This window comes from Kitasatospora sp. NPDC002965, assembly GCF_040611255.1.
Lineage (GTDB): Bacteria > Actinomycetota > Actinomycetes > Streptomycetales > Streptomycetaceae > Kitasatospora.
The window spans coordinates 1-22,934 of sequence record NZ_JBEXNT010000121.1; the positions used below are offsets into that span (position 1 = coordinate 1).

Here is a 22,934-nt window from a genome sequence, read left to right on the forward strand (position 1 = left end):
TCCGGGCGGCCCCCCCCCCGACGCGGCCCGGCCCCGGCCGGGCCGCGGGGACTCTTCACATCCGTCGCTCCGGCCACAACTCCCTTGCCCCGGTGGGAGGTCGAGATGACGAGGGTCGGTCAGCCCTCTTGCCGGTGCCCGGTCCTCGCGTCAGCATGTGGGCACGGCGGTCGTGTGGCCCGAGGGGGGATCCTGGTGATGTCTGATGGAGACGGACCGCCGCGTTCGTGTACCGAGGTACGACGGCGTTGAGCGGGGCGGGTGGTTCGATCGCCGTGGTGTGTCCGGCGTGCGGGGCGCACCGGCAGCCGGGGCTGCCGCAGCCGCTGGCGGAGGCCCTGCCGCTCAGCCGGGCGCTCACTCCCCGGGAACGCGTCGTCCTCGAATTCCTGGGCCTCGGGTACGACAACCGCTCGATAGCCCGAGAAATGCAGGTCAGCGAACGCACGGTGAAGCGGTTCGTCACCGCCATTCTGGCGAAGCTGGGACTTCGGTCAAGACTGCAGGCCGGCCTCCTCGCGCTGATGGCGGCTTCGTCCCCGGTCGACGGTGCTTTCTGGCCCAAAGGTCTCATGGACGGCGTTCGGGCCGAAGACGATGATGTTCTGGCACACGAGACAGGAGGGGACCATGACCTTCGACGCCCTCGCCGCCCTGCGGCAAGCGGGTAACCCGGTCGACCTGCTGACGGAGGAGCAGCGGGACGTGCTCGCACGGCTCACCGAGGACGAGGTGACCGTCCTCAACTCCGTCAAACAACGGCTGGACGCGGTTTCGGACGCCGAGGTGGAAGGGCATTCCCTCGTTATCAAGTTGGCGTGAGATGACGGTGAGTTTCGGGATTCTGGGCCCTCTGCGGGTGCTGGCGAACGGCCGCTCGGTGGACCCGGGATCGCGGAAACAGCAGATTCTCCTGGCCGCCCTGCTGTGTCACGCGAATGCGCGGGTCTCGTTCGACTCCCTGGTCGAGGCGCTGTGGGACGACGCCCCGCCGCGGACGGCCCGCAAGAACGTCCAGGTGTACGTGTCCGGACTGCGCCGCCTGGTGGGTGTGGAGTCGGGATCGCGGATCAGCCACCAGACCGGCGGGTACGTGCTCCACACGGCGGCCGGCGAGCTCGACGCGCTCTGCTTCGAGCAGCGGGCCCGGGCCGGTGCGCTGACCGAGGCGCTGGACCTGTGGCGCGGCTCGGCGCTCGACGGGTTCCGGGACGTGCCGCTGATCGGGGCCGCCGCCCAGCGGTTGGACCGCAGGTTCCTCGGGGTCTTCGAGGACTGGGTGGAGGCGGAGATCGCTGCCGGCGGCGGGCCCGCCGTGATCGAGCGCGTCACCGAGACCGTCCAGCTGCACCCGCTGCGGGAGCGGCTGCGGATGCTGCAGATGACCGCGCTGTGCCAGGCGGGGCGGCGTTCCGAGGCGCTGGCGGTCTACGACGAGCTGCGCCAGTGCCTGGCCCACGAACTCGGGCTGCCGCCCAGTCCGGCGCTGGTCCGGTTCTACCGCTCGCTGCTGTGCGAGCCGGCGCCCGCCGGGCCGAGGGAGCCCGCCGAGCTGCGCCCGTCCGCCGGGCTGCGGCCCCCCGGGGAGGGGCCGGCGTCGGCGGAGCCGCTGCCGCGGGCGGCCGAGGCGGTCGCGGCGACGCCCGCGGAACCACGGCGGGGCCGGACGGCCCCGCCGAACCTGCTGCCCTGCGATCCACCGGCCTTCACGGGCCGGGCGCCGGCCGCCCGGCAGCTGTCCGAGGCGCTGGCCCGGGGCGGCAACCGGCTGGCCGTGGTGACCGGCCCGCTCGGCTCCGGCAAGACGGCGCTCGCCGTCCACGTCGCACACCGGCTCGGCGACCGCTTCCCGGACGGCCGGCTGTTCGTCCGGCTCCGTGGCGACGACGGCAGACTGCGCCCGCTGGACGACGTGCTGCGCCAGCTGCTGGCCGCGGTCGCACCCGGCCGGCCGGAGCCCGCCGGACTGCCGGACCCGCCGGACCTCCGGTGGGCCTGGCAGCTCTGGCTGACCGGACGCCGGGCCCTGGTGGTCGTCGACGACGCCCGGCGGGAGAGCGAGGTCCGGCCGCTGCTGCCGGAGGCCGGGGAGAGCGCGGTCGTGGTGACGGCCCGGCCCCGGATGATCGGCCTGGAGAGCGCCCACCGCTTCTGGCTCTCCTCGCTGGCGGTGGAGGAGGCCGTGGAGTTCCTCGGCCGGGTGATCGGCCCGGACCGGGTCGACGCGGACCGCGAGTCGGCCGGCCGGATCGTCCGGGCGGCGGGGCTGCTGCCGCTCGGGGTCCGGCTGGTGGCGGACCGGCTGGCGTTCCTGCGCCACGTGCCGCTGCGCGAGTACAGCGCGCGGATGGCCGGTGCCCCGGGGCTGCTGGACGAGCTCTGCGGCGGCGACCCGGCGGTCCGTGCCCGGCTGGCCGAGTCCATCGGGGACCTGCCCGAGGCGGCGCACTGGGCGGTGCTGCGGCTCGGGCTGCTCGCGGAGCCCGTGTTCACGCTGGAGCAGGCCGCCGCGGTGCTGGACTGCCGGCCGGACGCGGCGGTGCGGGTCCTGGAGCACCTCCTGGAGGCCAGCCTCCTCACCGTCCCCAACGTGGAGGGGCTCGCACACACGGTGCGCTACGAGATGCCGGCGCTGCCGTACGCCTACGCGCGGGAGACGGCGGCCGGGCGGACCCCGGCCCGCACGGCCGACCGGAGTCCTGTGCCGCACCCCTGAGCGGCGGGCCGGGCGGCCGACCCGCCGGCCGCCCGTACAGCCGCCCGTGCGGCCGCTCGAAGGGGCTCTGAGTGGCTGTCATACCGGTATTGAACCGCTGACTAATCGTCGTCATACCGAGGATCCCTACCGTTCTCTGGGATCGGCGTAGCGGACGCCGCCAGGGGAGAGGAGGCAACATGCCCGAGGACATCAACCCGGAGCCGACCGAGGTCGAGGACGAGGACGTCGACGTCGTCGCGCACGATGCGGGCGAGGATTCCATCTGCATCATCAACAACAGCGCGGCCCTCTGACCCGACCGACTCGACAGGTCGAGCCACGAGAACCGAGCGGGCCATCCGGTCCCCGGCGCGAGCCGCCGGAACCGGGGCGGCCCGCTCGGTGTCGGCCCGCCCCGGCCCGGAGGCCCCGTGAACATCCTGCTCTGCCCGCTCAGCGACGGCGGCTACCTCTACCCGGCACTCGCCGCCGGGCGGGAGCTGCGGCGCCGGGGCCACCGGGTCGGCGTGCTCGGCCGGGCCGGTGCCGCAGCCGTGGTGGCCGAGGCGGGCCTGCCGTTCGCGCCGGCGGACGACTTCGGCGGCGCGCGGGCCTTCTCCGCCGCCCGGTGGGGCCCGGCCGGGGTGGAGCAGTACCGGGCGACCGTACGCGCGGCCCGGGAGGCGCGGGCCGACCTGCTGGTCACCTCGGTGCTGTGCAACGGCGCCCTGCTCGCCGCCGAGGCGCTGGACATCCCGGTGGCGGTGATCGGACTCTCCGTCCACCTCTGGAACTACCGCACCGGCGGCGAGGACGAGCCCCAGTGGGGCCGCACCAGGGAGAACCGGACCCACGAGTGCCTGGAGCTGTACGCCGCCACCCGCGAGCAGGCCGGCCTGGCGAGCCGGCCCTCCCGGTGGCCGGACGGCCCGCTGCTCGGCGACGCCCTGCTGCTCCGCGGCGACCCCGAGCTGGAGTACCCGGGCGCGGTGCTGCCCGAGCGCGCGCACCAGGTCGGGCCGCTGGCCTGGGAGCCCGCCGCCGACCGGGCCGAACTCGCGGCGATCACCGACCACCTGGCACGCGTCGGCAAGCCCGTCGTCTACGTGCACCTCGGCCGGTTCTTCGGCGGCGGCACCCCCTGGCCGCGCCTCAACGCCACCTTCACCGGCGGCCCGTTCCAGGCGGTGGTCGAGCAGGGGCGGACGGCCGACCCGCGACCCGCGCCCGGCGCCGACGTCCTGCTCGTCCGCAAACCCTGGCTGGGGCCGCTCGTCGACCTCGCCGGACTCGTGCTGACCAGCGGCACCTCCGCCCCGGTACTCGGCGCGCTGCTCCGCGGCCGGCCCCTCGGCGTCACCCCCAACGGATCCGAGCAGCCGGTGCTCTCCGGCGCCTGCCTCCGGGCCGGCGTGGCCGTGCACATCCCGAGGGCGGAGCGGCCGGACCGGCCCCGGCCGGTCGAGGCGGCCTGGCAGGACGACCGGCTGCGGGAGGGGGCCCGCCGGCTCGGCCGCCGGCTCGCGGCGGCGAACAGCCCGGCCCGTGCGGCCGACGTCATCGAGCAGGCGGCCCAGCGGTCCGCAACCTCTAGGGAGAACCATGGGTACTCGATCAGCCGGCCCGGACGCAGCGGCCGTGGAGAGCCTGGCGGCGGGCGCACTGCAGTGGATACGCCTTCACTCGGGCTACCTTGACTCCCCGTCGGGCCGGGCCGAACTGCCGGTGACACCACGCGTCAAGGCCCTGCTGCAGCTCGCCCTGCTGCGCCGCTCCTGGGAGCGGGCCGCGCCGTCGGACCCGGGCCTGGCCGAGGTGACCGGGACCGTCGAGCGGGTCTGGCGCAGCCCGGCCCATCCGGCCCTGCTCGTCGCCGAGCCGCGCTACGCCTGGCAGTTCAAGCTGATGTACGGCGCACTGGCACCCGCCGGGCTCACCGACGGCCCGCACCGGACCGCGCTCGCGGAGGTGACGGCCGGCGGCTTCCTGACGCCGGGCCGGAAGTCGCCCTTCCTCCACCTGGAGACCAGGTTCTACGCCGACCTCGCCGGCGTCGGACACCGGCTGCACTCCTACCGGCGACTGTACGAGGCCAGCCGGCTGGCCCGGCACCGCGACGGGCAGCCGGTCGGTGAGCCGGACGTCTGCGACGTGACCCACACCCTCTTCCACCTGAGCGACTTCGGCTTCCGTGACCCCGGCCTGACCGGCGACGCCCTGGAACACGCCCGCGACCTGGTCTGCCGCCTCACCGGGGACTGCGTGCGCAACGGCGACTGGGACCTCACGGCCAAGCTGGTGCTCGCGCAGCACTGCCTCGGCCTCGACCCGCTCGGCACCCCCTCGGGAGAGGCCGGCCTGCGGCTGCTCGGCGAGGTGCAGTCGCCCGGCGGCGCCGTTCCCGGACGGTCCGCCGCCGACCGGGCGGACACCACCGCGACCACGGCGGAGTTCTTCCGGAAGGCCTACCAGGCCACCCTGGTGACGGCCCTCACCGCGCTGACCGTCGCCCACGGCCGGCGAGGCGGCGCACCGGACGCCGGCCCCCCGGACGGCGCCCGTACGGCGGGCGGGAGCGCCGGGCCTCCGGCGGCGGACCACGCCACCGGCCGGGACCGGGCGCCGGCGACGCGGGGTGCCCGGTGAACCCCGCGCAGGCCGACCTCGACCGCGGCGTCCGCCTCCTCCGGGGCGAGCGGAACTGGTGGTTCCTCGGCCCGGGCGGCGGGCTGGCCCGCCTGCGCCCCACCCAGCTGACCGCCGACGGCTCGCTCCGGCCGGGCACCGAACGCCGGCTCCGCGAGTACGGCCTGATGACCGCCGAACCCCCGCACAGCTACGCGTTGACCGTGCTGACCAGCACCCACTGCAACCTCGGCTGCGGCTACTGCTTCCAGAACACGAGCCAGGACCCGGACGGCGGCAGCCGTCCGCCGCGGATCGCCCGGACCCGCCTCACCTCGCGGACGATCACCTCGATCCTCGACTTCACCGAGCGGCAGATGGCCGCCGCCGGACTGGAGGAGCTCCGGATCCTGCTGTTCGGCGGCGAACCCCTGCTCAACCCGCGCGGCTGCCTGGAACTGCTGGAACGCGCGGCCGCCCGCGGGCCGGTCTCCGCCTGGATGATCTCCAACGCCACCCTGCTCACCCCTGCACTGGCCGCCCGGCTCTCCGGCCTCGGGCTGGGGTCCGTCCAGATCACCTTCGACGGCGACCGCCCCGACCACGACCGCATCCGGGTCGGGCGCACGGACGGCGGCGGGACCTTCGACACGATCGTCCACAACCTCGTCCGGGCGTCCGAGACCTCCCCGCTCCGGTGGCTGCTGCGGGTGAACGTCTCCGGGGAGACCTACCGGGGCGTCGACGCGCTGATCGACCGGCTCGCCACACGGCTCGACCCCGCCCGGTGCACCCTGTACTTCGCCCAGGTCGGCGACGTGGGCATCGGCTACGGCAACGACCTGCTGCACACCGGCGAGCTGTCGGCCCGCTTCACCCGGTGGCAGCGGCGGGCGCTCGACCTCGGATTCACCGTCACCCGGCCGCAGGGCCACCGGCCGTGCGTCACCTGCGGCTACCGGGACGGCCGCTACGGCGCTGTGGTCAGCGCGGACGGCACCCTGGCGAGCTGCTGGGAGACCGCGGGCAGGACGGCGTGGGAGGTCGGCACGGTCACCGGCGGGTACCTGCCCGACACGGTCACCCGCGAGCGGTGGGTCGGCTGCGAGGACCTGTACCGGCGCGAGGAGGACCGGCGGACACTCGCCGCCTTCCACGACACGGTGGACGCGGCCCTGCTCGACTACCTGGACGAGACGGGGCGCCTGTAGCCATGCCATCGGACCTCGACCGGCTGTCCGCCGGCACGCTCGCCTGGCTGGGGCGACACCTGGACCACTTCGACCCGTACTCGGCGTCCGGCCGCTCGGCGGAGCACGGGCGGGCGAAGGCCGCGCTGGAACTGGCGCTGCTCTGCCACCTGTGGGCCCGACGGGACACGGGGGGCGACCCCCGCCTCGACCAGGCGACCGCGGTGGTCCGCACGGTCTGGCAGCACCCGGACTTCCCGGCGCTCCTCACCGCCGACCCCCGGTGCGCCGCCCCGTACGGACTGGCCTGCGCGGCACTGGCACCCGCCGGGACCGACGGCACGCCGCACCGGGCGGTGCTCGCCCGGCTGACCCCCGACGACCTGTCACCGCACGGCAGGTCGGCCTACCAGCAGCTGGAGCTGCGCCACTACGCGGACAAGGCGGGGGTGCCGCACGCGTTCGAACCCTACGAGGAACTGCTCGGTCAGAACTTCCTCGTCCGGCTGCCCGCCGCGATGCCGGACCGTGCCGCACCGGACCGTGCCGGGCCGGACGACGCGGCACCGGTCACCGTCCCGGAGGCGTACGCCCTCACGCACTCCAGCTTCTACCTCAGCGACTTCGGCCGGACCGCCCCCGGGCTCTCCGCGACGGCCCTCGCGGACGCGGCGGAGCTGCTCCGCCGGCTGCTGGAGCACTGCGTGCGGCACGACTGGTGGGACCTGGCCGCGGAGCTCGTCATGGCCCAGGTCTGCCTGCGCCTCGACCCGCTGCGCACCCCCTGGGGCCGTGCCGCCGTCGACTGCCTGGTCCGGGCCCAGCGGCCCGACGGCGCGCTCCCCGGCCGGTCCGCGAGGACCGCCGCGACGGACGCCGAACCGGTCGGGGCCTTCTTCGCGACGGCCTACCACACGACCCTGGTGACCGCCCTGATGACGCTCCTCCTCCGGCCGGAGCACGCCTCATGAGACCACGACTGGTCCTCATCGACCCCAGCTACACCCGCCTCTGGTTCGGGCAGGCCGTCTCCTCCGTCGGGGACGCCGTCTTCAGCACCACCCTGGTCCTGTGGGTGGCCATGGAGCTGGCCAGGGGGAAGCCGTGGGCGCCGCAGGCGGTCAGCGGCGTCGTCCTGGCGACCAGCGCCGCCGTCCTGTTCGTCGGCCCCCTCGCGGGCGTGTTCGTCGACCGCTGGGACAAGCGTGCGACGATGCTCGGCACCGAGGCGATCCGGGGCGGGCTGGTGGCCCTGTTGACCGCGGTCTCCTTCCTGCCGGCCGGTGACCTCCCGGTCGGGCTGTGGCTCGGCCTGATCTACGCGACGGTGCTGGTCCTCAACGCGGCCAGCCAGTTCTTCACCCCGGCGAGGTTCTCGGTCATCGCGGAACTCGTCACGGGGGAGGCCGACCGGGCGAGAGCGGCCGGGATCGCCCAGGCGACCGGACAGACCGCCTGGATCATCGGGCCGCCGCTCGCCGCGCCGCTGCTGTTCACGGTCGGCCTGCAGTGGGCACTGCTGTTCAACGCCCTCTCCTACCTGGTGTCCTACCTCGCCATCCGGTCGGTGGACGTGCGGCCGGCGGCCGGGGACGCACGGGCCGCGAAGCCGGACCGGGGCAGGCCGGCCGCCGAACGGCGCGGACTGGGCGCGGAGTTCCTGGAGGGCCTGCGGTTCTTCCGCCGCAGCAGGTTCCTCGTGGCGCTGCTGCTGTTCGCCGTGATCGGCCAGCTCGGCATCGGCGCCCTGAACACCCTGAACATCTTCTTCGCCACCAGGAACCTGCACGCGTCCGCCGAGCTGTACGGCTACCTCGGCATGGCGATGGGGATCGGCGGCATCGTGGGAGCGCTCGCCGCGGGCCGGGTGGTCCAGTGGATCGGCGCCCGGAGGACCACCTGGATCGGGCTGATGGTGAGCGGCGCCCTGCTGCTCCTGTACTCCCGCCAGAGCGGCTTCCCGGCCGCGGTGACCCTGCTGTTCCTCTTCGTCCTCCCGATCACCATGCTGAACACCGCCATGTCGCCGCTGCTGCTGGCGGCGACGCCCCAGGAGTTCCGGGGCCGGGTGGTCGCCGTGTTCTATCCCGTCACCCGGCTGGCCGCGATGCTGGCCGCGGTGCTGTCGGGCTGGCTCGCCGGCACCGGGCTGCGGGACTTCTCGGGTTCGCTGGCCGGCCAGCGGTTCGGCCCGATCGACACGATCTTCGCGGCGTCCGCGGTCGTCGTGGTCCTCGCGGGCGTCTACGCCCGGATCGCGCTCCCCGACACGGCCGCCGCCCCGGCCGCCAAGGCCGAGCCCGAGCCCGAGCCCGAGCCCGAGGCCGGGACCGAGCCCGGGCCCGAGGCCGAAGCCGGTCCCGGGAGCGAGGCCGGGACCGGATCCGGGGCGGGGCCCGATCCGGTGGAGCCCGATCCGGCGGGGCCCGCTGCGCCCGGGGCCGATCCCGCCGGGCCCGCCGCCCGCCCCGCCCCGGCGGGCCCGCAGTGATCTGCTCCGGGTGCGGCCGGCTCGCCGGTGGGTCGGACCGGTTCTGCGCCGGCTGCGGCACGCCGCTCACGGCCGGTGGGGCTCCGCGCGAGACGCGCCGGAAGGTGTCCATGCTGTTCCTGGACATCGTCGGCTCGACCGCGCTCGCCGAACGCCTGGACCCGGAGCCGCTGCGGCAGGTCATGGACCGCTACTTCGCGAGCTGCGGGGCCTGCATCGCCGAACACGGCGGGGAGGTGGAGAAGTTCATCGGCGACGCGATCCTGGCCGCCTTCGGCGCCACCGTGGCCCGCGAGGACGACGCGCTCCGGGCGGTGCGCGCCGCGAACGGGGCGCTCGCGGCCCTGGCCGGCCTGACCGCCGAGCTCAGCGCCGAGTACCAGGTCGAGCTGGAGGCGCGGGCCGGTGTGTGCACCGGCAACGTCGTGGTGATCACCAGACCGGGGGACGACTTCCGGGTCGTCGGCGACTCGGTCAACACGGCCGCCAGGCTGCAGACGGCCGCCCGCCCGGGCGAGGTGCTGCTCTGCGCCGACACCGCCGCGATGGTGCGGTGGCAGGTCGGGATCGAGCCCGTCGCTCCGCTGCGGGTGAAGGGCAAGGCCCGCCCGCTGCCGGCCTGGCGGGTGACCGCCCCGGAGCCGGCGGCCGACCTCCCCGGGCCGGTGACCCCGTTCATCGGCCGGGTCGACGAACTGGAGGCGCTGGAGCGCGGCTTCCGGCGGGCCCGGCTGCGGCGGCAGGTCTGCCTCGCCACCGTCGTCGGCGTGCCCGGCATCGGAAAGTCGCGCCTGGTGAGGGAGTTCCTCGCGGGCCTGCCGGCCGGTGAGGTGACGGTGCTCGCCGGCCGGTGCTCCGCCTACGGCCGGGGGATCACCTACCGTCCGCTGGCCGAGATGCTCGGCTCGCTCCCCGGCGGCTGGCCGGCCCTCGCCCGGCTGCTGGAGGAGGACCCGGCGCGGGCCGGCGACGACGGAGCGGCGGCGCCGGCCCACGGCCTGGCGGCGCGCACCCTCGGCACGGTCGTGGACCAGGACGGCGGCGCGGCCGGTGTCGAGGACATCGCCTGGGCGGTGCGGCACCTTCTGGAGGTCCTCGGCCGCTCGCGGTCCGTGGTCATGGTCTGGGACGACCTGCACTGGTCGGAGGAGACCCTGCTGGACCTCATCGACGAGGTCGCGACCTGGCTGCGCGGGGTCCCGGTCCTGCTGCTGTGCGTCGCCCGCCCCGAACTCCTGGAGACCCGCACCGGCTGGGGCGCCGGCAAACCGGGTGCGACGACGCTCGACGTCGGACCGCTGACTCTCCCTCAGATCACGTCCCTGCTGGGCGAGTTGTCAGTCCTCGCCGAGGTGGTTCCGCAGGACCTCCAGGAGGTCAACAGCCGCGTCGCCACCCTGTGCGACGGCAACCCGCTCTATGCCGAGCAGCTCATGGACGTCTTCGCGGAGACGGCCCCCGGCACCAACGTCCCGCCCACGATCCAGGCGATGCTGGGTGCCCGGCTGGACCAGCTGCCCGTCACCGAACGGGGTATGGTGGAGCTGGCCGCGGTGGTCGGGCGCGAGTCCACCCGGGAGCTGTTGCGGGTGATGGCCGCCGCGGACGGCACCGGCTCCGCCGAGGCCGACGAGGCGCTGTCACGGCTGGTCCGCCGGCGCGTCCTCGAACGAGGCCCGGCCGGCACCTTCCGCTTCGCCCAGGCCCTGCTGCGCGACACCGCCTACGAGTTCACCCCGAAGACCCGCCGCGAGCGCTGGCACGACTTCCTGGCCGAGCGGTTCTCCGGCGAGCTGCCGCAGGACGCGATGGCGGTGGCCTACCACGTCGAGGAGACCTCCCGGCTGCGCAGGCAGCTGCGGCCGGGCGACCCGCAGCCCCCGCGACTGGCCGGTGCGGCGGCGGACACCCTGACCGCCGAGGGCATGCACGCGCTGGCCCGCAAGGACCTGCCGGCGGCCGTCCAGCTCCTGGAGCGGGCGAGGGAACTGTTGCCGGTCGGTGATCCCCGCCACACGGCGCTCGCGCTGCACGTCTGCGACGCCGGAATCTGGCTCCAGGACGAGGAGCGGTGCCGGTCCGCGCTGGCCGCGGCGGAGGCCGCGCTGCCCGGGGACCGGCGGTCCGCGGCCACCCTGGCGGTCCAGCGCGCAATCGTCGCGCTCCGGCTCGGCCTGGCGCCGCCCGCGTCCGTGGCGGCGGACGCGGAGCGGATCGCGGCGGAGCTGGAACAGGACCCCGAGGACGATCTCAGCTGGTGCCGGTTGCACGAACTGCTCGCCCACCTCGAACTCGTCGCCGAGCGCGCGGCGTCCGCGGCGGCCTCGTTCGGGCGCGCGCTGGCCCTGGCACGGACCCTGGGCGACGGCTACCAGGAGGACCGGCTGCTCTGCGCCGTCTGCGAGTTGGCCCAGTGGACGCCGATGCGGGTGGACGCCGGGCTGAGGCTCTGCGCCGCGCTCGGCGTCCGGTTCGCCGCGAGCCGGTCGCTGCTCCTCCCGGTCCTGGTGACCCGGGCGCACCTGGAGGCGCTCGGCGGCGACCTGGACGGCGCGCGGCGCACCGTGGCCGAGGCGCTGACCTACTCCCGCGACGTGCACGCCGATCTCGCGGACGCGGTGGTGCTGGACACGGCGGGCTTCGTGGAATCGCTGGCCGGCGCCCACGACGTGGCGGAGTCGCGGTACCGGCAGAGCCTGGGCGTGCTGCGGACCTCGGAGCACGCGACCGACACCCGGAACACCGAGGTCGCGATCGCCCGGGAACTGTTCGCCCAGGGCCGGACCGCCGCCGCAGCCGCCGCTCTCGACCGCCTCGACGGCCCGGACCTCGACGGCCCGGACCTGGACGGCGCGGACGACGGCGAGGGCGCGGGCCTGCGGGCACGGCTGGGCGAGGCCGCGCTGCGCGGGCGGATCGCCTCCGTCCGGGGGCACCACGAGGAGGCGCTCGCCGGGGCCCGGGCGGCTCGTGCGCTGGTGGCCCGGTGCGACGACCTGTGCCTGACCGGGGAGACCCTCCTCGACCTGGCGATCGTGCTCGAAGCGGCCGGGATGACCGAACGGGCGCGGGCTGAAGGGACCGAGGCATTGCGGATGTTCGAGGCGAAGGGCGCCGCGCTGCCCGCCGGACGGGTCCGTCGCTGGCTCGCCGCCCACGGGCCGGGGACGGCGGACGGCAAGGCGGGTGCGGGTGCGGGTGCGGGTGCGGACGGGAGGGCGGGTCCGGAACCGGGCGGGCCCGGCGGACCGGGGGAGGGCGCGGCCGATGACTGACCTGCCGCCCTGGCGCCGGCCGCCGCGCGACCACTTCCCGGGCGTGCCCGCCTGGAGCATGCCCGTCTCGGTGGTGCCGCAGGAGCCCTTCGAGGTCAGCCCGCTCGGCCCGGTCACCCGGGAGTGGGCCTGGGGCGGCGCGGACGGTTCCGGCGTCCGCGTCTGCGTGCTCGACAGCGGCGTGGACGCCGACCACCCGATGGTCGGCGGGCTCGACCGTGCCATGGACGTGGTCAAGGGCGAGGACGGCGTCCTCGCCGTCACCCCGACCGAACCGGGCGACCCGGCGGGGCACGGTACCGCCTGCGCGAGCGTGATCCGGTCGATCGCCCCCGCCGTGTCGCTGACCTCGGTGCGCGTCCTCTCCGGCGGCAGGCACGGCAGCGGCGCCGCCCTGCTGGCCGGGCTGACCTGGGCCATCGAGGAGGGGTTCGACGTCATCAACATGAGCCTCTCGACGACGAAGCCGGACTTCCGCGACGGCCTGCGCGACCTCTCGGACGCCGCCTACTTCCGGCGCTGCATCATCGTCGCGTCGGCCCACAACATGCCGGTCCACAGCTATCCGTGGCCGTTCGCCTCGGTCATCTCGGTGGCCAGCCACGACCGCCCCGACCCGATGACCTACTACTACAACCCGTCCCCACCGGTCGAGTTCTACGCACGGGGCGTGCGGGTGCCGGTGGCAGGGCCGGGCGGGCGGCGGCTGCTCAGCACCGGCAACAGCTTCGCCACCCCGCACATCGCGGGCATCTGCGCGCTCATCCTCGGCAAGCACCGCGCGCTCACGCCGTTCCAACTCAAGTCCGTCCTCTACCTGGCCGCCGAGAACGTAGCCGTACCCGAGGGAGGTGCGCGTGTCGACTGACCCGCTGGACAGTGCCGGCATCCCGCAACGAAGACTGCTCCAGTCGATCGTGGAAGTCGCCCGCAGCGTCTTCGGCGCGGCCGCCGCCTCCGTGCTCCTGGTGGACCAGGACAACGGGGACCTGGTCTTCGAGGCGGTCGCGGGCGAGGGCGAACACCACCTGCTCGGGACGAGGTTCCCGAGCGGCACCGGCATCGCCGGCTGGGCGATGGTGTCCGGGCAGCCGGTGGTGATCGACGACGTGGCCGACAGCCCCCGGTTCGCCCGGGGCGCCGCGGAGTCCACCGGCTACGTGCCGCGCAGCATCATGGCCGCGCCGCTCATCTGCGAGGGCGACTGCATCGGGGTGCTGTCGGTGCTGGACCGTGACAGCCGCGAACGCTGCGACCTCGGCGACATGGCCTCCCTGGGGCTGCTGGCGACCGAGATGGCGACGGTGCTGGAGCTGCTCGTCCGGCTCCGGTCGCTGGACGCCGACCGCGCCTCCCGCGCGGCGGCGACGCAGGCCGCGGTCCCGCAGCCCGACCTGGTCCTGTTGCAGCGGGTGGCGGAGCGGCTGCCGCGGGCGTCCGAGCAGGTGGCCGCGACGGTCGCCAAGCTCCTGACGATGGCGGACGAGCTGCTGGCCGACGGCGACGGCTGACGGTGGCGGCTGACGGCCCCTCGGCCTTCCTCGACCAGCTCGCCCGCCCCGGCCGCACCGTCGACGTCCGCCCCCGGCCGGCCCCGGCCGTCCTGCTGCTCAGCCGCGCCTGCGACGGGGGCCTGGAGCCGGTACAGGGCCTGCTGGGGAGCGCGGGCGTCCGGTCGGAGCGGTTGAACGCCGACGAGCTCGGTGCCGCGGACCTGCTCGTCGACCCGGAACGCCGGGCGGTCCGGCTGAACGGCCGCTGGCTGACCCCCACGGTGACCTGGGTGAGGCACTTCTCGGCGTCCGCCATCGAGAGCACCGGGGATCCGGCCCGGACCGTGTTCCTGCGCGAGTCCTGGCAGGCCGCGGCCGACCAGCTGGCGGCGGTCTCCGGGACGGCGATCCGTGCGACCGGGCCGGGGCTGCTCGCCCAGCTGGACCTGGCCCGGCACCACCGGATCGCCGTCCCGCGCACGGTGCTGACCACCGACCCGCAGCGCGCCCGGGGCGCGTTCGACTGCCCGCGGCTGGTCGTCAAGGCGGCCCACCACCACTTCGTCGAGCCGGAGCCGGGGCGCCTGAACGGGATCTTCCCCGTGGTCGTCGAACGGGACGACCCGGCCGCGGACCCCGGCCCGGGACCGGGTCCGCCCGTCATCGTGCAGGAGTACGTCGAGCACGAGGCGGAGCTGCGCGTCTACCACGTGGCCGGGCGGCTGCACGCCTTCCGGATCGGCAAGACCTCGCCGGCCGACCCGTGGACGGCTCCCGAGCGGGTCGGGGCCGAGCCCGTCCGGACGCCGCCGGCCGTCGCCTCCGCCACCAGGACCCTGGCCGCCGCGATGGCGCTCCGCTACGGCGCGTTCGACTTCCTGATCAGCGCCGGCGGACCGGTCTTCCTGGAGGTCAACCCCGACGGCGACTGGCTCTGGGCCGAACAGCGGGCGGGGACGGCCCCGGTCACCACCGCGGTCGCCGCCATGCTGGCGGCCCTGCACCGCGAGGCACTGCCCACCCCGGGACCGTTCGACCTCCTGGGCTTCCTCTCCGCCCCCCGGGCCGGGTCCGGCGGGTGACCGCGCCCCGGCGGCGGGCCCGGCGCGGCCGGGTGCCTGGTTCGGCCGGGTGCCTGGTTCGGTCGGCGGGGCAGCTCGTAGGGTGGAGCCGCCTGATGATCGTTCGCCCCCTGGCAGGAGATTCCATGAGTGAGACCGCCGTTCCCGACGCCGTGCTGCCGGTCGGGGTGATCGGCCTCGGCGACATCGCGCAGAAGGCCTATCTGCCGGTGCTCACGGCGCTGCCCGGCCTGGACCTGCGGCTGATGACCCGGGACCGGGCCAAGCTCGACCGGATCGGCGACGCCCACCGGATCGACCCGGAGCACCGGTTCACCGACCTCGGTGAGCTCATCGGCAGCGGGATCCGGGCCGCGTTCGTGCACGCGGCCACCGATCAGCACGTCCCGATCGTCGAGCAGCTGCTGACCGCCGGCGTCGACGTGTACGTGGACAAGCCGCTCGACTACACCCTGGAGGGCTCCCGCCGGCTGGTGGACCTCGCCGACCGCACGGGGCGGTCGCTGATGGTGGGCTTCAACCGCCGCCACGCGCCGGGCTACGTGCAGGCGAAGGAGCGTCCGCGCGACCTGATCGTGCTGCAGAAGAACCGCGAGGGGCTGCCCGAGGCGCCACGGCCGATGATCTTCGACGACTTCATCCACGTCGTGGACCTGCTGCGGTTCCTGGTGCCCGGCGAGATCGAGCACGTCGATGTCCGGTCCCGGGTGCGCGGCGGCCTGGTCGAGCACGTGGTCCTCACCCTGTCCGGTGAGGGCTTCACGGCGCTGGGGATCATGAACCGGCTCTCCGGCTCGACGGAGGAGATCCTGGAGGTCTCCGGCGGTGACTCCAAGCGCGAGGTCCACAACCTGGCCGAGGTGATCGACCACCGCGGCCAGCCGACCGTCCGCCGTCGCGGCGACTGGGTGCCGGTCGCCCGCCAGCGCGGCATCGAGCAGGTCGTGCTGACCTTCCTGGACGCCGTCCGCTCCGGGAAGACCCTCGACGCCCACGACGCCCTGCGCACCCACGAGCTGTGCGAGCAGATCGTCGAGCGGCTGGAGTCCGCCTGAGCCCCGGGCCGGTCCGCGACCTCCCGCGGACCGGCCCACCGCAGCCAGGCGTGCGGGGCGGACGTGGGCAGGGAGGTCGGGCTCAGGCGTGTCGCGCGGGGGCGGCGATCCGGCGGCGCCACCAGTCCACCGTCGCCCGGAACTGCTCCTCGGCCGGGGTGGCGCGCAGCGTGAACGCGGCCTCGTAGGCGGCGGAGTCGATCACGAACGGGCGGTCGAACTGGTAGCGCACCTCCCGGAGTTCGCGGAGCAGCGGGGAGAAGAGCGCCGCCGCTCCCAGCACCGCCGGTGACAGCCGCCGCACCGCCACGGGGCCGGTTCCCGCGTCGGCGGCGAGCCGGGCGACCATGGTCCGCGCGGACAGCGCGGGGGCCGTCGGCACGTGCCAGGCCCGGCCCCAGGCCCGCTCCTCGCCCGCGACCTCGATCAACGCCGAGGCCGTGTCGGGGAGGTAGGTCCAGCTGTGCGGGGTGTCCGGGTCGCCGAGCACCGTGACGGACCGGCCGTCCAGCAGGCGCGGCAGGACGCGCCCGGCCAGGTGGCCCCCGTCCGTCACACCGGGGCCGAAGAAGTCGGAGGCACGTACTTCGACCGCCCTGATCCGGCCCGCCTCGTGCAGCGTCCGCGCCTGCTCCCAGAGGGCCGCCCGGGTGCGCCCCTTGGGGCCGGTGGCGGCGAGCGGCAGGTCCTCCGTGAGCGGGCGGTCCACCGGGCCGTACCCGTACAGGTTGCCCAGCATGACGAGGACGGCCCCGGTCGACTCGGCCGCCGCGCAGAGCGACGAGGCCAGCGGCGGCCAGTCCGTCGTCCAGCGGTGGAGGGGCGGTGCGGCGCAGCCGTAGAGCGCGACGGCGCCGCGGGCGACCTCGGTCAGGGCCTCGGGGTGCGCCGCGTCCAGGGCGACGTGCTCGATGTCGGCCTCCGGGGAGCGGCCCGACCTGCTGACCACCCGGACCTCGTGCCCCTGCCCGGCCAGCGCCCGAGCGGTGGCCGCCCCCGCGGGCCCGTATCCGACAACCACATGAAGACTCACGAGCACACCCTAGCCCGGGCCCTCCGGGGGTGGTGACGAGGTCATGTCGACAGGGCTCCCCCGCCGGCCCACCCCGACGTCACGTCACCTGGCCCTGGCCCGGCCGCCGGTGACGGGGCGTCGTAGAGTGCGTCCGGGTCCGGGTCCGGGTCCGGGTGCGGGTGCGGGTGGACGTGGGGGGCGGAAGGCGGAGGCGGGCGGAATTCGGTTGCCCGGCAGCCTCGACCCCTGTTAACAATGTGACATGTTACAAAATGCTGCCCTTGTTCTCCGTGCCCGGCACGAGAGCGACGTCCCGGTCCTCATGTCCGGGCTGTACGACGACGTCGCCACCCGCTCCCGCGCCGACTCCCGGCCCTGGCAGCCCCTCTCGCCCGGTGCCGCCGGGTCGCCCTACGCCGTGGCCGCCCCGAGCGACGAGGCGGCGTGCTTCTCGGTCGTGGAGCGCTCCTCCGGCGAACTGGCCGGCGAGGCACTGCTGTGGGGCATCGACACCCACAGTCGCACCGCCCATCTGGGCCTGGCGCTGCTCCCCGGCTTCCGCGGTCGCGGCCTGGCGCACGACGTGGTCGCCCTGCTCTGTCACTACGGCTTCACCGTTCGCGGGCTGCAGCGCCTCCAGGTCGACACGCTGGCCGACAACCGGCCGATGATCGCCGCGGCCGCCCGCGCCGGGTTCCGCCTCGAAGGCACCCTGCGGCGCTCCGCCTGGACCTACGGGTCCTTCAGCGACCAGGTCGTCCTCGGGCTGCTCAGTGAGGAGTGGACCGACCCCGTGCTGAAGCCGGCGGACACCGTGCGGTAAGGGGCACGGGTGGACGTGCGGAGGGGCGGGACCGGCCGATCGACCGGTCCCGCCCCTCCGTGCGTCGGCGGCTACTTCCCGCCGCTCCAGGTGGACGTGACTGCGGGGGAGTCGCCCCGGGCGGCGGCCTCGGTGGCGTCGAGGTCGATGTCGGCGTAGAAGACGCCGAGGTTGTAGCCGTCCCCCTGGGTGTTGACGGTGACGGTGACGTCGGTGTCGCCGTTGCGCAGGTAGGGGGAGACGGTCCAGCGGTTCGCGTCGTAGCCGAAGTTGTTGCGCGGCGCCGGGTTGCGGGGGAACCGCTGGGCGGGGTTGGGGTTGTCGATGGTGGAGTTGAAGGCGTCGTTCAGCGGGTGGTTGACGTCGGTGAAGTCGGTGATCGGGCCGTTGGTGGACTTGATCGACATGGTGTCGCCGGTCCACTTGTGGTCGCCGTCGTAGACGACCCAGCCCAGGTGTCCGGTGACCGGGCCGCTCGCGGGCGTCCTGATCCCGGTCAGCCTGCCCGACAGGGCCGGGCTGTTGGGGAGTTCGGGCTGGAAGCCGTCCCAGAGGTGGACGTGCCGCAGCGGCGCGCAGGGGTCCTCGTAGGCGACCACGACGGTCCAGCCGCCCCAGCTGTGCGGCTTGACGACGGAGTCCATGTTGGCGGCCGTGTAGGTACCGGTGCCGTGGCTCTTGACGAGCTCGGTGATGTCGGCGGAGGCCTGGTAGCTGCTCTCCTCGTCGGTGGTGATGTAGCCGATGGAGGGCTGCTGGTTGGCGATGTTGGTGTACTGGCCGTCACCGGGGAACTTGAGGTAGATCTCGTCGATCTGGCTCTCGGGCAGGACGACGTCGTCGATGCCGCGGGTGCCGCCCCAGTACAGGCGGGCGTGCTTGACCGTCGCCCCGGGGGGCAGCTGCAGGTCGGCGGAGCTGGCGGAGTAGATGGGGTCGCCGAGCGGGCCGATGCTGCCGGGATCGATGTTGACGTACCGCATCTGGTAGTTGTTGTTGATCGGCCTGCTGCCCGCCCCGGTGCGGCCCTGCTCGCACGGCGGCTGGGCGGGGTCGACGGGGGGCTTGGTCTCGTCACAGGTCATCAGGGAGTTGCTGATGTGGGTGACGGAGCCGTGGAAGTCGCCCTGGAAGCGGGTGGTGAAGGGCAGCCGGTTCTCCTGGATGGTGATCGCGGCGCGGTGGCCCTGGGCGGGGCCGGTGCCGCGGGAGTAGGCGGCGGGAGCGGCGAGCACGCAGGCGGCCGAGGCGACGGCCACGGCCGCCGCCAGCGCGCGGCGGGCGCGGCGGGCGGGGTCGGCGGAGCGCGGGGGCTGAGGGTGCGACAACTGAACCTCCGGTGAGGTGTATTCGTGGATGCCCCCTCACGAGAGCACCGTTCGGGCCATTTGTCGGTGGATTGCTCCGAACGGGGGCGAGCCGTGGAGCGGGGGCGGTTCCGGCCCCCGGGGTGCTGCCGAGGCGTCGTCGGAACGGTGCGGGCGGCCGGGCGCGGACCGGCGCACGCCCCCGCCAAGATAGGTTAGGCTTGCCTTACTTTCTCGGGGGTTGGAGGATGTCATGGGGCATGGCTGGGAGGGCGTCGTCCTCAAGCTGATGCGGGGCAGGGACTTCCCGCTGACGGTCACCGGTGCCGAGGACGTGACCGAGCACTGCCGCCGCGTCCACTTCCGCGACGGGGGGATGCTGGCGGTCACGGGCATCCACCCGACGATGTGGGTGCGGGTCTGGTTCCCCGGTGCGGACCGCCCGCACCAGCGCGCCTACACCCTGGTCGACCCGGACCCGGTGGCCGGGACGTTCGCCATGGAGTTCGCCCTGCACGAGGGGCCCGCCGGCCGCTGGGCGCGGGGGGCGAACCCCGGGGACACCGTTCAGGCGACCGTGCAGGGCTCCGCCTTCGTCGCGCCGGACCCGGCGCCCGAACGGATGTTCCTGATCGGCGACAGCGCCTCCGCCCCCGCGATCAACTCCCTGCTCTCCGCGCTGCCCGAGGTGCCGGCCACCATCTGGCTGGAGACCCGGCACGGGAGTGACGAGAACCTGCCGCTGCGGATCCGCCCGGCGCGCCACGAGGTGCGCCGGGTGCCGCGCGAGGACGACGGGGCGCAGCTGGTCGCGGAGGTGCGCGCCGCGCTGCCCGGCCTGCTCGGGGACCCGGCGGGGGCGTACGTGTGGATCGCCTGTGACACGGTGACCACGCGCGCTCTCGCCCGGTTCACCCGGAAGGAGCTCGCCGTGCCCAGGCCGCAGGTGCACGCCCTCGGCTACTGGCGGCCCTGAGGACCCGTGGCGCCCGGCCGTGGGGGTCCGGGCGCCACGTTCACACGTCCCGCCGACGCGGTCGGCCCCTGTCCGCCCCCGCTGCGTCCTGCTGTGTCCCGCCGTCTTCCGGTGCTCGCGGCGTGCGCCGGGGTGCGCCGGGGTGTCGGGCCCGCCCCGGCACGGCTTCCTCGCGCCCGGCCCGAGCCCGAGCCCGACGCCAGACGCCAGACGCCTGACGCCTGACGCCTGACGCTCGAAGTCCGAAGCCCGACGCTCGGGGTCGGACGCCCCGCGCCGGATCTCCGGCGCCCGATGTGCCGTGCCTCGTGTCCTGCGTGTGGTGTCCCCTTCCCTGCGCTCTCCCTTCACCGAGCCCGCTGCCCTGTCGCGCCGGGCTGCTCCGTCACGCCCGCGCCCGCGCGTTCGCGGGCGCGGCGTCGGCGCGGGCGCCGGGAAAGGCCGTCCGGTGATTTCGACTCCTCCCGCCCTCCGGTCCGGACCATGATTCGTGTTCGACGGGTCCAGGATTCTCGGCGGTGGGCGGAAAAGCGTTTCTGCTCCCTCCGTAACCCTTTCGGGGTCGGCTCCGGCCGAGGTGTGGCGCTGCCCGTCTCCCGGCCGATCCTGCTTTCCGCCCGCCGTGGAACCCGGGGCCGTCGCCCGTCTCCCACCCCGGCCGTACCCCGTCGTGACAGTGGCCCCGACGGCGGTGGCAACGGTGCTGGTGGGGGTCGGAACGGTGCCCGCGCGCCCGGGACCGCCGTGGGCGGCGGGATCGCCGCCCACGGCGCTGTCGGGGTCTGCCGCCGGCACCGTCGACGGGGTGCCCGGCCTTTGCCGCCCCGCGTGGGTGGCATGACGTGACATCAGGGAAATCCGTCGGACCGTCGGGTCCGGTCACCCGGCGGCTTGACAGCGAGGTCCGACCAATAGTTAGGTTAGCCTTACCTAAGTAGGGCGGGTGGCCGAAGGCCGTCGGCCGTCGGTGCGTATCACATCGGTTCCACGGTTTCGGCCGGGCCGGTGGTCCGTGCCGTGCGCCGTCGCGCCGTCACCCCCGCGACAAGAGGAGGACGCCGCTCGATGCCTGAGATACCCCCGACCGACGCGTTTTCCCTGGAGCGCATCAGGCAGGACGTCGCCGATGTGCTGCAGATCGACCCGCAGGAACTCGACGACGACGAACTGCTCGTCTATCAGGGCATGGACTCGATCCGGTTGATGACCCTCGTCCAGCGCTGGCGCGACAAGGGCACCGAGGTGACCTTCGTCGACCTCGCCGGCGAGGCCACCATCAAACGCTGGCGGGATCAGCTCGGCACCCCCTGACCAGCGGAAGCCCGTCATCACCAGGAGAGACTCGCCAGTGAACACCTCTGAACAACCAACACTGCACGAAGAGTTCGACGTCATCGTGGTCGGCGGTGGCCCCGGTGGATCCACGGCCGCGACGCTCGTGGCCAAACACGGCCACCGGGTCCTGCTGCTGGAGAAGGAGACGTTCCCGCGGTACCAGATCGGGGAGTCGCTGCTCCCCGCCACCGTCCACGGCATATGTCGCCTGCTCGACGTCCAGGAGGACATGGAGAAGGCCGGCTTCATGGTCAAGCGGGGCGGCAGCTTCCGCTGGGGCACCAACCCCGTACCCTGGAACTTCCTCTTCGCCCTCGCCCCCGAGCTCTCCGGGCCCACCTCGTACGCGTACCAGGTGGAGCGGATGAAGTTCGACGACATCCTCCTCCGCAACGCCGCGAAGCACGGCGTCGACGTCCGGGAGAACTCCCCGGTGAGCGAGGTGCTGGAGGACGACGAGCGGGTGCGGGGCGTCCGCTACACCGACCCGCAGGGCCGGGTCCACGAGGTCGCGGCGCGGTTCGTCATCGACGCGTCGGGCAACAAGACCCGGATCAGCAGGCACGCGGGTGGGGAGCGGGTCTACTCCGAGTTCTTCAAGAACCTGGCGCTGTTCGGCTACTTCGAGGGCGGCAAGCGGCTGCCCGGCGCGGACCGCGGGAACATCCTCTGCGCCGCCTTCGACGAGGGCTGGATCTGGTACATCCCGCTCAGCGAGACCCTGACCAGCGTCGGCGCGGTGATCAGCCGGACCCGTGCGGCCGACATCCAGGGCACCGACGAGGAGCAGGAGAAGGCGCTGCTCGGGTTCATCGACCGCTGCGACATCGTCCGCGACTACCTCTCCGAGGCGACCCGCGTCACCGAGGGGACCTACGGCGAGCTGCGGGTCCGCAAGGACTACTCGTACGCCAACACCCGCTTCTGGCGGCCCGGCATGGCGCTCGTCGGGGACGCCGCCTGCTTCATCGACCCGGTCTTCTCCACCGGCGTCCACCTCGCCACCTACGCCGGGCTGCTGTCGGCCCGGTCGATCAACAGCGTGCTGGCGGGCGGGGTTTCGGAGGAGCGTGCCTTCGGCGAGTTCGAGGGCCGGTACCGCCGCGAGTACGGCGTCTTCTACGAATTCCTCAGTGCCTTCTACGACATGCAGGGCAGCGAGGAGAACTACTTCTGGAAGGCCAAGAAGGTCACCGCCTTCGACTCCTCCGACCTGGAGGCGTTCGTCACCCTGGTCGGCGGGGTGGCCTCCCGGGAGCGCGCGCTGACCGACTCCGCCGCGCTCACCGAGCGGTTCGCCTCCTCCTCGAAGGCGCTGTCCGACGCCGTGGCCGCCACGGGGTCGATGCAGACCGAGTCCGGTGAGCGGATGAACCACCTCTTCGGTGCCAAGGTCGTCGGCGACGTGATGCACGAGATGAACGAGATCCAGCGGCGCGGTGTCCTCGGCGCCGACATCAAGGAGTCTCCGCTGCTGCCCGACGGCCTCGTGCCGGGCGCCGACGGCCTCTCCTGGGCCGAGCCGGCCGGAGGCTGACCGAACCCCGGCCGCCGGGCGGGCTCCGCCAC

The 22,934-nt window shown here is 74.3% G+C and carries 19 protein-coding genes; 17 read left to right on the plus strand and 2 right to left on the minus strand.

Translation table 11 applies throughout. The features are described from left to right. Positions 1-278 precede the first annotated feature (278 nt). The 13 genes from ABZY91_RS32910 to ABZY91_RS32970 all read left to right on the plus strand — a co-directional run bounded on the left by ABZY91_RS32910 (position 279) and on the right by ABZY91_RS32970 (position 15,909). Positions 279-671 carry a LuxR C-terminal-related transcriptional regulator gene (locus ABZY91_RS32910; RefSeq protein WP_355406764.1) on the plus strand — a complete coding sequence of 131 codons (393 nt, stop codon included), beginning with the start codon at positions 279-281 and terminating at the stop codon, positions 669-671. After that, positions 631-822 carry an aroma-sacti cluster domain-containing protein gene (locus ABZY91_RS32915; protein WP_329884063.1) on the plus strand — a complete coding sequence of 64 codons (192 nt, stop codon included), beginning with the start codon at positions 631-633 and terminating at the stop codon, positions 820-822. The genes ABZY91_RS32910 and ABZY91_RS32915 overlap by 41 nt, the downstream gene beginning before the upstream one ends. A 1-nt stretch (position 823) precedes the next feature. Then, entirely contained in the window at positions 824-2,716 is a 1,893-nt protein-coding gene (locus ABZY91_RS32920; RefSeq protein WP_355406729.1) for a BTAD domain-containing putative transcriptional regulator, read from the plus strand. 413 nt (positions 2,717-3,129) lie between these two features. Then, complete coding sequence (locus tag ABZY91_RS32925; RefSeq protein WP_355406731.1) at positions 3,130-4,395, plus strand: glycosyltransferase; 1,266 nt, start codon at positions 3,130-3,132, stop codon at positions 4,393-4,395. A gap of 28 nt (positions 4,396-4,423) precedes the next feature. Further along, positions 4,424-5,344, plus strand: a complete 921-nt coding sequence (locus ABZY91_RS32930) for a hypothetical protein (protein WP_355406733.1) — start codon at positions 4,424-4,426, stop codon at positions 5,342-5,344. Further along, positions 5,341-6,534, plus strand: coding sequence for a radical SAM protein (locus tag ABZY91_RS32935; RefSeq protein WP_355406735.1), 1,194 nt, complete (start codon positions 5,341-5,343; stop codon positions 6,532-6,534). Before ABZY91_RS32930 ends, ABZY91_RS32935 begins: the two co-directional genes overlap by 4 nt. A gap of 2 nt (positions 6,535-6,536) precedes the next feature. Beyond that, on the plus strand, positions 6,537-7,484 hold the full coding sequence (locus ABZY91_RS32940; RefSeq protein ID WP_355406737.1) for a hypothetical protein: 948 nt from the start codon (positions 6,537-6,539) through the stop codon (positions 7,482-7,484). Then, entirely contained in the window at positions 7,481-9,004 is a 1,524-nt protein-coding gene (locus tag ABZY91_RS32945) for an MFS transporter (protein ID WP_355406739.1), read from the plus strand. Before ABZY91_RS32940 ends, ABZY91_RS32945 begins: the two co-directional genes overlap by 4 nt. Continuing rightward, a complete protein-coding gene (locus ABZY91_RS32950; RefSeq protein ID WP_355406741.1) occupies positions 9,001-12,279 on the plus strand; it encodes an adenylate/guanylate cyclase domain-containing protein in 3,279 nt (1,092 codons plus the stop codon). Before ABZY91_RS32945 ends, ABZY91_RS32950 begins: the two co-directional genes overlap by 4 nt. Beyond that, positions 12,272-13,147 (plus strand): S8 family serine peptidase, encoded by an 876-nt coding sequence (locus ABZY91_RS32955; protein ID WP_355406743.1) that lies wholly within the window; start codon positions 12,272-12,274, stop codon positions 13,145-13,147. The genes ABZY91_RS32950 and ABZY91_RS32955 overlap by 8 nt, the downstream gene beginning before the upstream one ends. After that, the gene (locus ABZY91_RS32960; protein ID WP_355406745.1) at positions 13,137-13,790 is read left to right on the plus strand and encodes a GAF domain-containing protein; all 654 of its coding nucleotides are present in this window, start codon (positions 13,137-13,139) and stop codon (positions 13,788-13,790) included. The genes ABZY91_RS32955 and ABZY91_RS32960 overlap by 11 nt, the downstream gene beginning before the upstream one ends. 2 nt (positions 13,791-13,792) lie before the next feature. Further along, the gene (locus ABZY91_RS32965) at positions 13,793-14,854 is read left to right on the plus strand and encodes a hypothetical protein (protein WP_355406747.1); all 1,062 of its coding nucleotides are present in this window, start codon (positions 13,793-13,795) and stop codon (positions 14,852-14,854) included. A gap of 155 nt (positions 14,855-15,009) precedes the next feature. Further along, positions 15,010-15,909, plus strand: a complete 900-nt coding sequence (locus tag ABZY91_RS32970) for a Gfo/Idh/MocA family oxidoreductase (RefSeq protein WP_355406766.1) — start codon at positions 15,010-15,012, stop codon at positions 15,907-15,909. A gap of 82 nt (positions 15,910-15,991) precedes the next feature. Here the strand turns inward: ABZY91_RS32970 and ABZY91_RS32975 are convergent, their stop codons facing one another. Further along, entirely contained in the window at positions 15,992-16,942 is a 951-nt protein-coding gene (locus tag ABZY91_RS32975; protein ID WP_355406749.1) for an NAD-dependent epimerase/dehydratase family protein, read from the minus strand. A gap of 244 nt (positions 16,943-17,186) precedes the next feature. Between ABZY91_RS32975 and ABZY91_RS32980 the strand changes: the two genes are divergently transcribed. Then, positions 17,187-17,747 (plus strand): GNAT family protein, encoded by a 561-nt coding sequence (locus tag ABZY91_RS32980; protein WP_355406751.1) that lies wholly within the window; start codon positions 17,187-17,189, stop codon positions 17,745-17,747. Between the two features lie 71 nt (positions 17,748-17,818). Here the strand turns inward: ABZY91_RS32980 and ABZY91_RS32985 are convergent, their stop codons facing one another. Then, a complete protein-coding gene (locus tag ABZY91_RS32985) occupies positions 17,819-19,075 on the minus strand; it encodes a hypothetical protein (RefSeq protein ID WP_355406753.1) in 1,257 nt (418 codons plus the stop codon). 232 nt (positions 19,076-19,307) lie between these two features. Between ABZY91_RS32985 and ABZY91_RS32990 the strand changes: the two genes are divergently transcribed. The 3 genes from ABZY91_RS32990 to ABZY91_RS33000 all read left to right on the plus strand — a co-directional run bounded on the left by ABZY91_RS32990 (position 19,308) and on the right by ABZY91_RS33000 (position 22,902). Next, positions 19,308-20,030, plus strand: a complete 723-nt coding sequence (locus ABZY91_RS32990; RefSeq protein WP_355406755.1) for a siderophore-interacting protein — start codon at positions 19,308-19,310, stop codon at positions 20,028-20,030. Positions 20,031-21,095: 1,065 nt separating this feature from the next. Beyond that, positions 21,096-21,341, plus strand: coding sequence for a phosphopantetheine-binding protein (locus tag ABZY91_RS32995; protein ID WP_329884041.1), 246 nt, complete (start codon positions 21,096-21,098; stop codon positions 21,339-21,341). Between the two features lie 37 nt (positions 21,342-21,378). After that, a complete protein-coding gene (locus ABZY91_RS33000; protein ID WP_329884040.1) occupies positions 21,379-22,902 on the plus strand; it encodes a tryptophan 7-halogenase in 1,524 nt (507 codons plus the stop codon). Positions 22,903-22,934 lie beyond the last annotated feature (32 nt).

Excerpts from the sequence above, each read along its gene's own strand:
- ABZY91_RS32945 (WP_355406739.1), top strand. The coding sequence starts at position 7,481 with ATGAGACCACGACTGGTCCTCATCGACCCCAGCTACACCCGCCTCTGG.
- ABZY91_RS32915 (WP_329884063.1), top strand. The coding sequence starts at position 631 with ATGACCTTCGACGCCCTCGCCGCCCTGCGGCAAGCGGGTAACCCGGTC.
- ABZY91_RS32980 (WP_355406751.1), top strand. The coding sequence starts at position 17,187 with ATGTTACAAAATGCTGCCCTTGTTCTCCGTGCCCGGCACGAGAGCGAC.
- ABZY91_RS32990 (WP_355406755.1), top strand. The coding sequence starts at position 19,308 with ATGGGGCATGGCTGGGAGGGCGTCGTCCTCAAGCTGATGCGGGGCAGG.
- ABZY91_RS32940 (WP_355406737.1), top strand. The coding sequence starts at position 6,537 with ATGCCATCGGACCTCGACCGGCTGTCCGCCGGCACGCTCGCCTGGCTG.
- ABZY91_RS32920 (WP_355406729.1), top strand. The coding sequence starts at position 824 with ATGACGGTGAGTTTCGGGATTCTGGGCCCTCTGCGGGTGCTGGCGAAC.
- ABZY91_RS32955 (WP_355406743.1), top strand. The coding sequence starts at position 12,272 with ATGACTGACCTGCCGCCCTGGCGCCGGCCGCCGCGCGACCACTTCCCG.
- ABZY91_RS32995 (WP_329884041.1), top strand. The coding sequence starts at position 21,096 with ATGCCTGAGATACCCCCGACCGACGCGTTTTCCCTGGAGCGCATCAGG.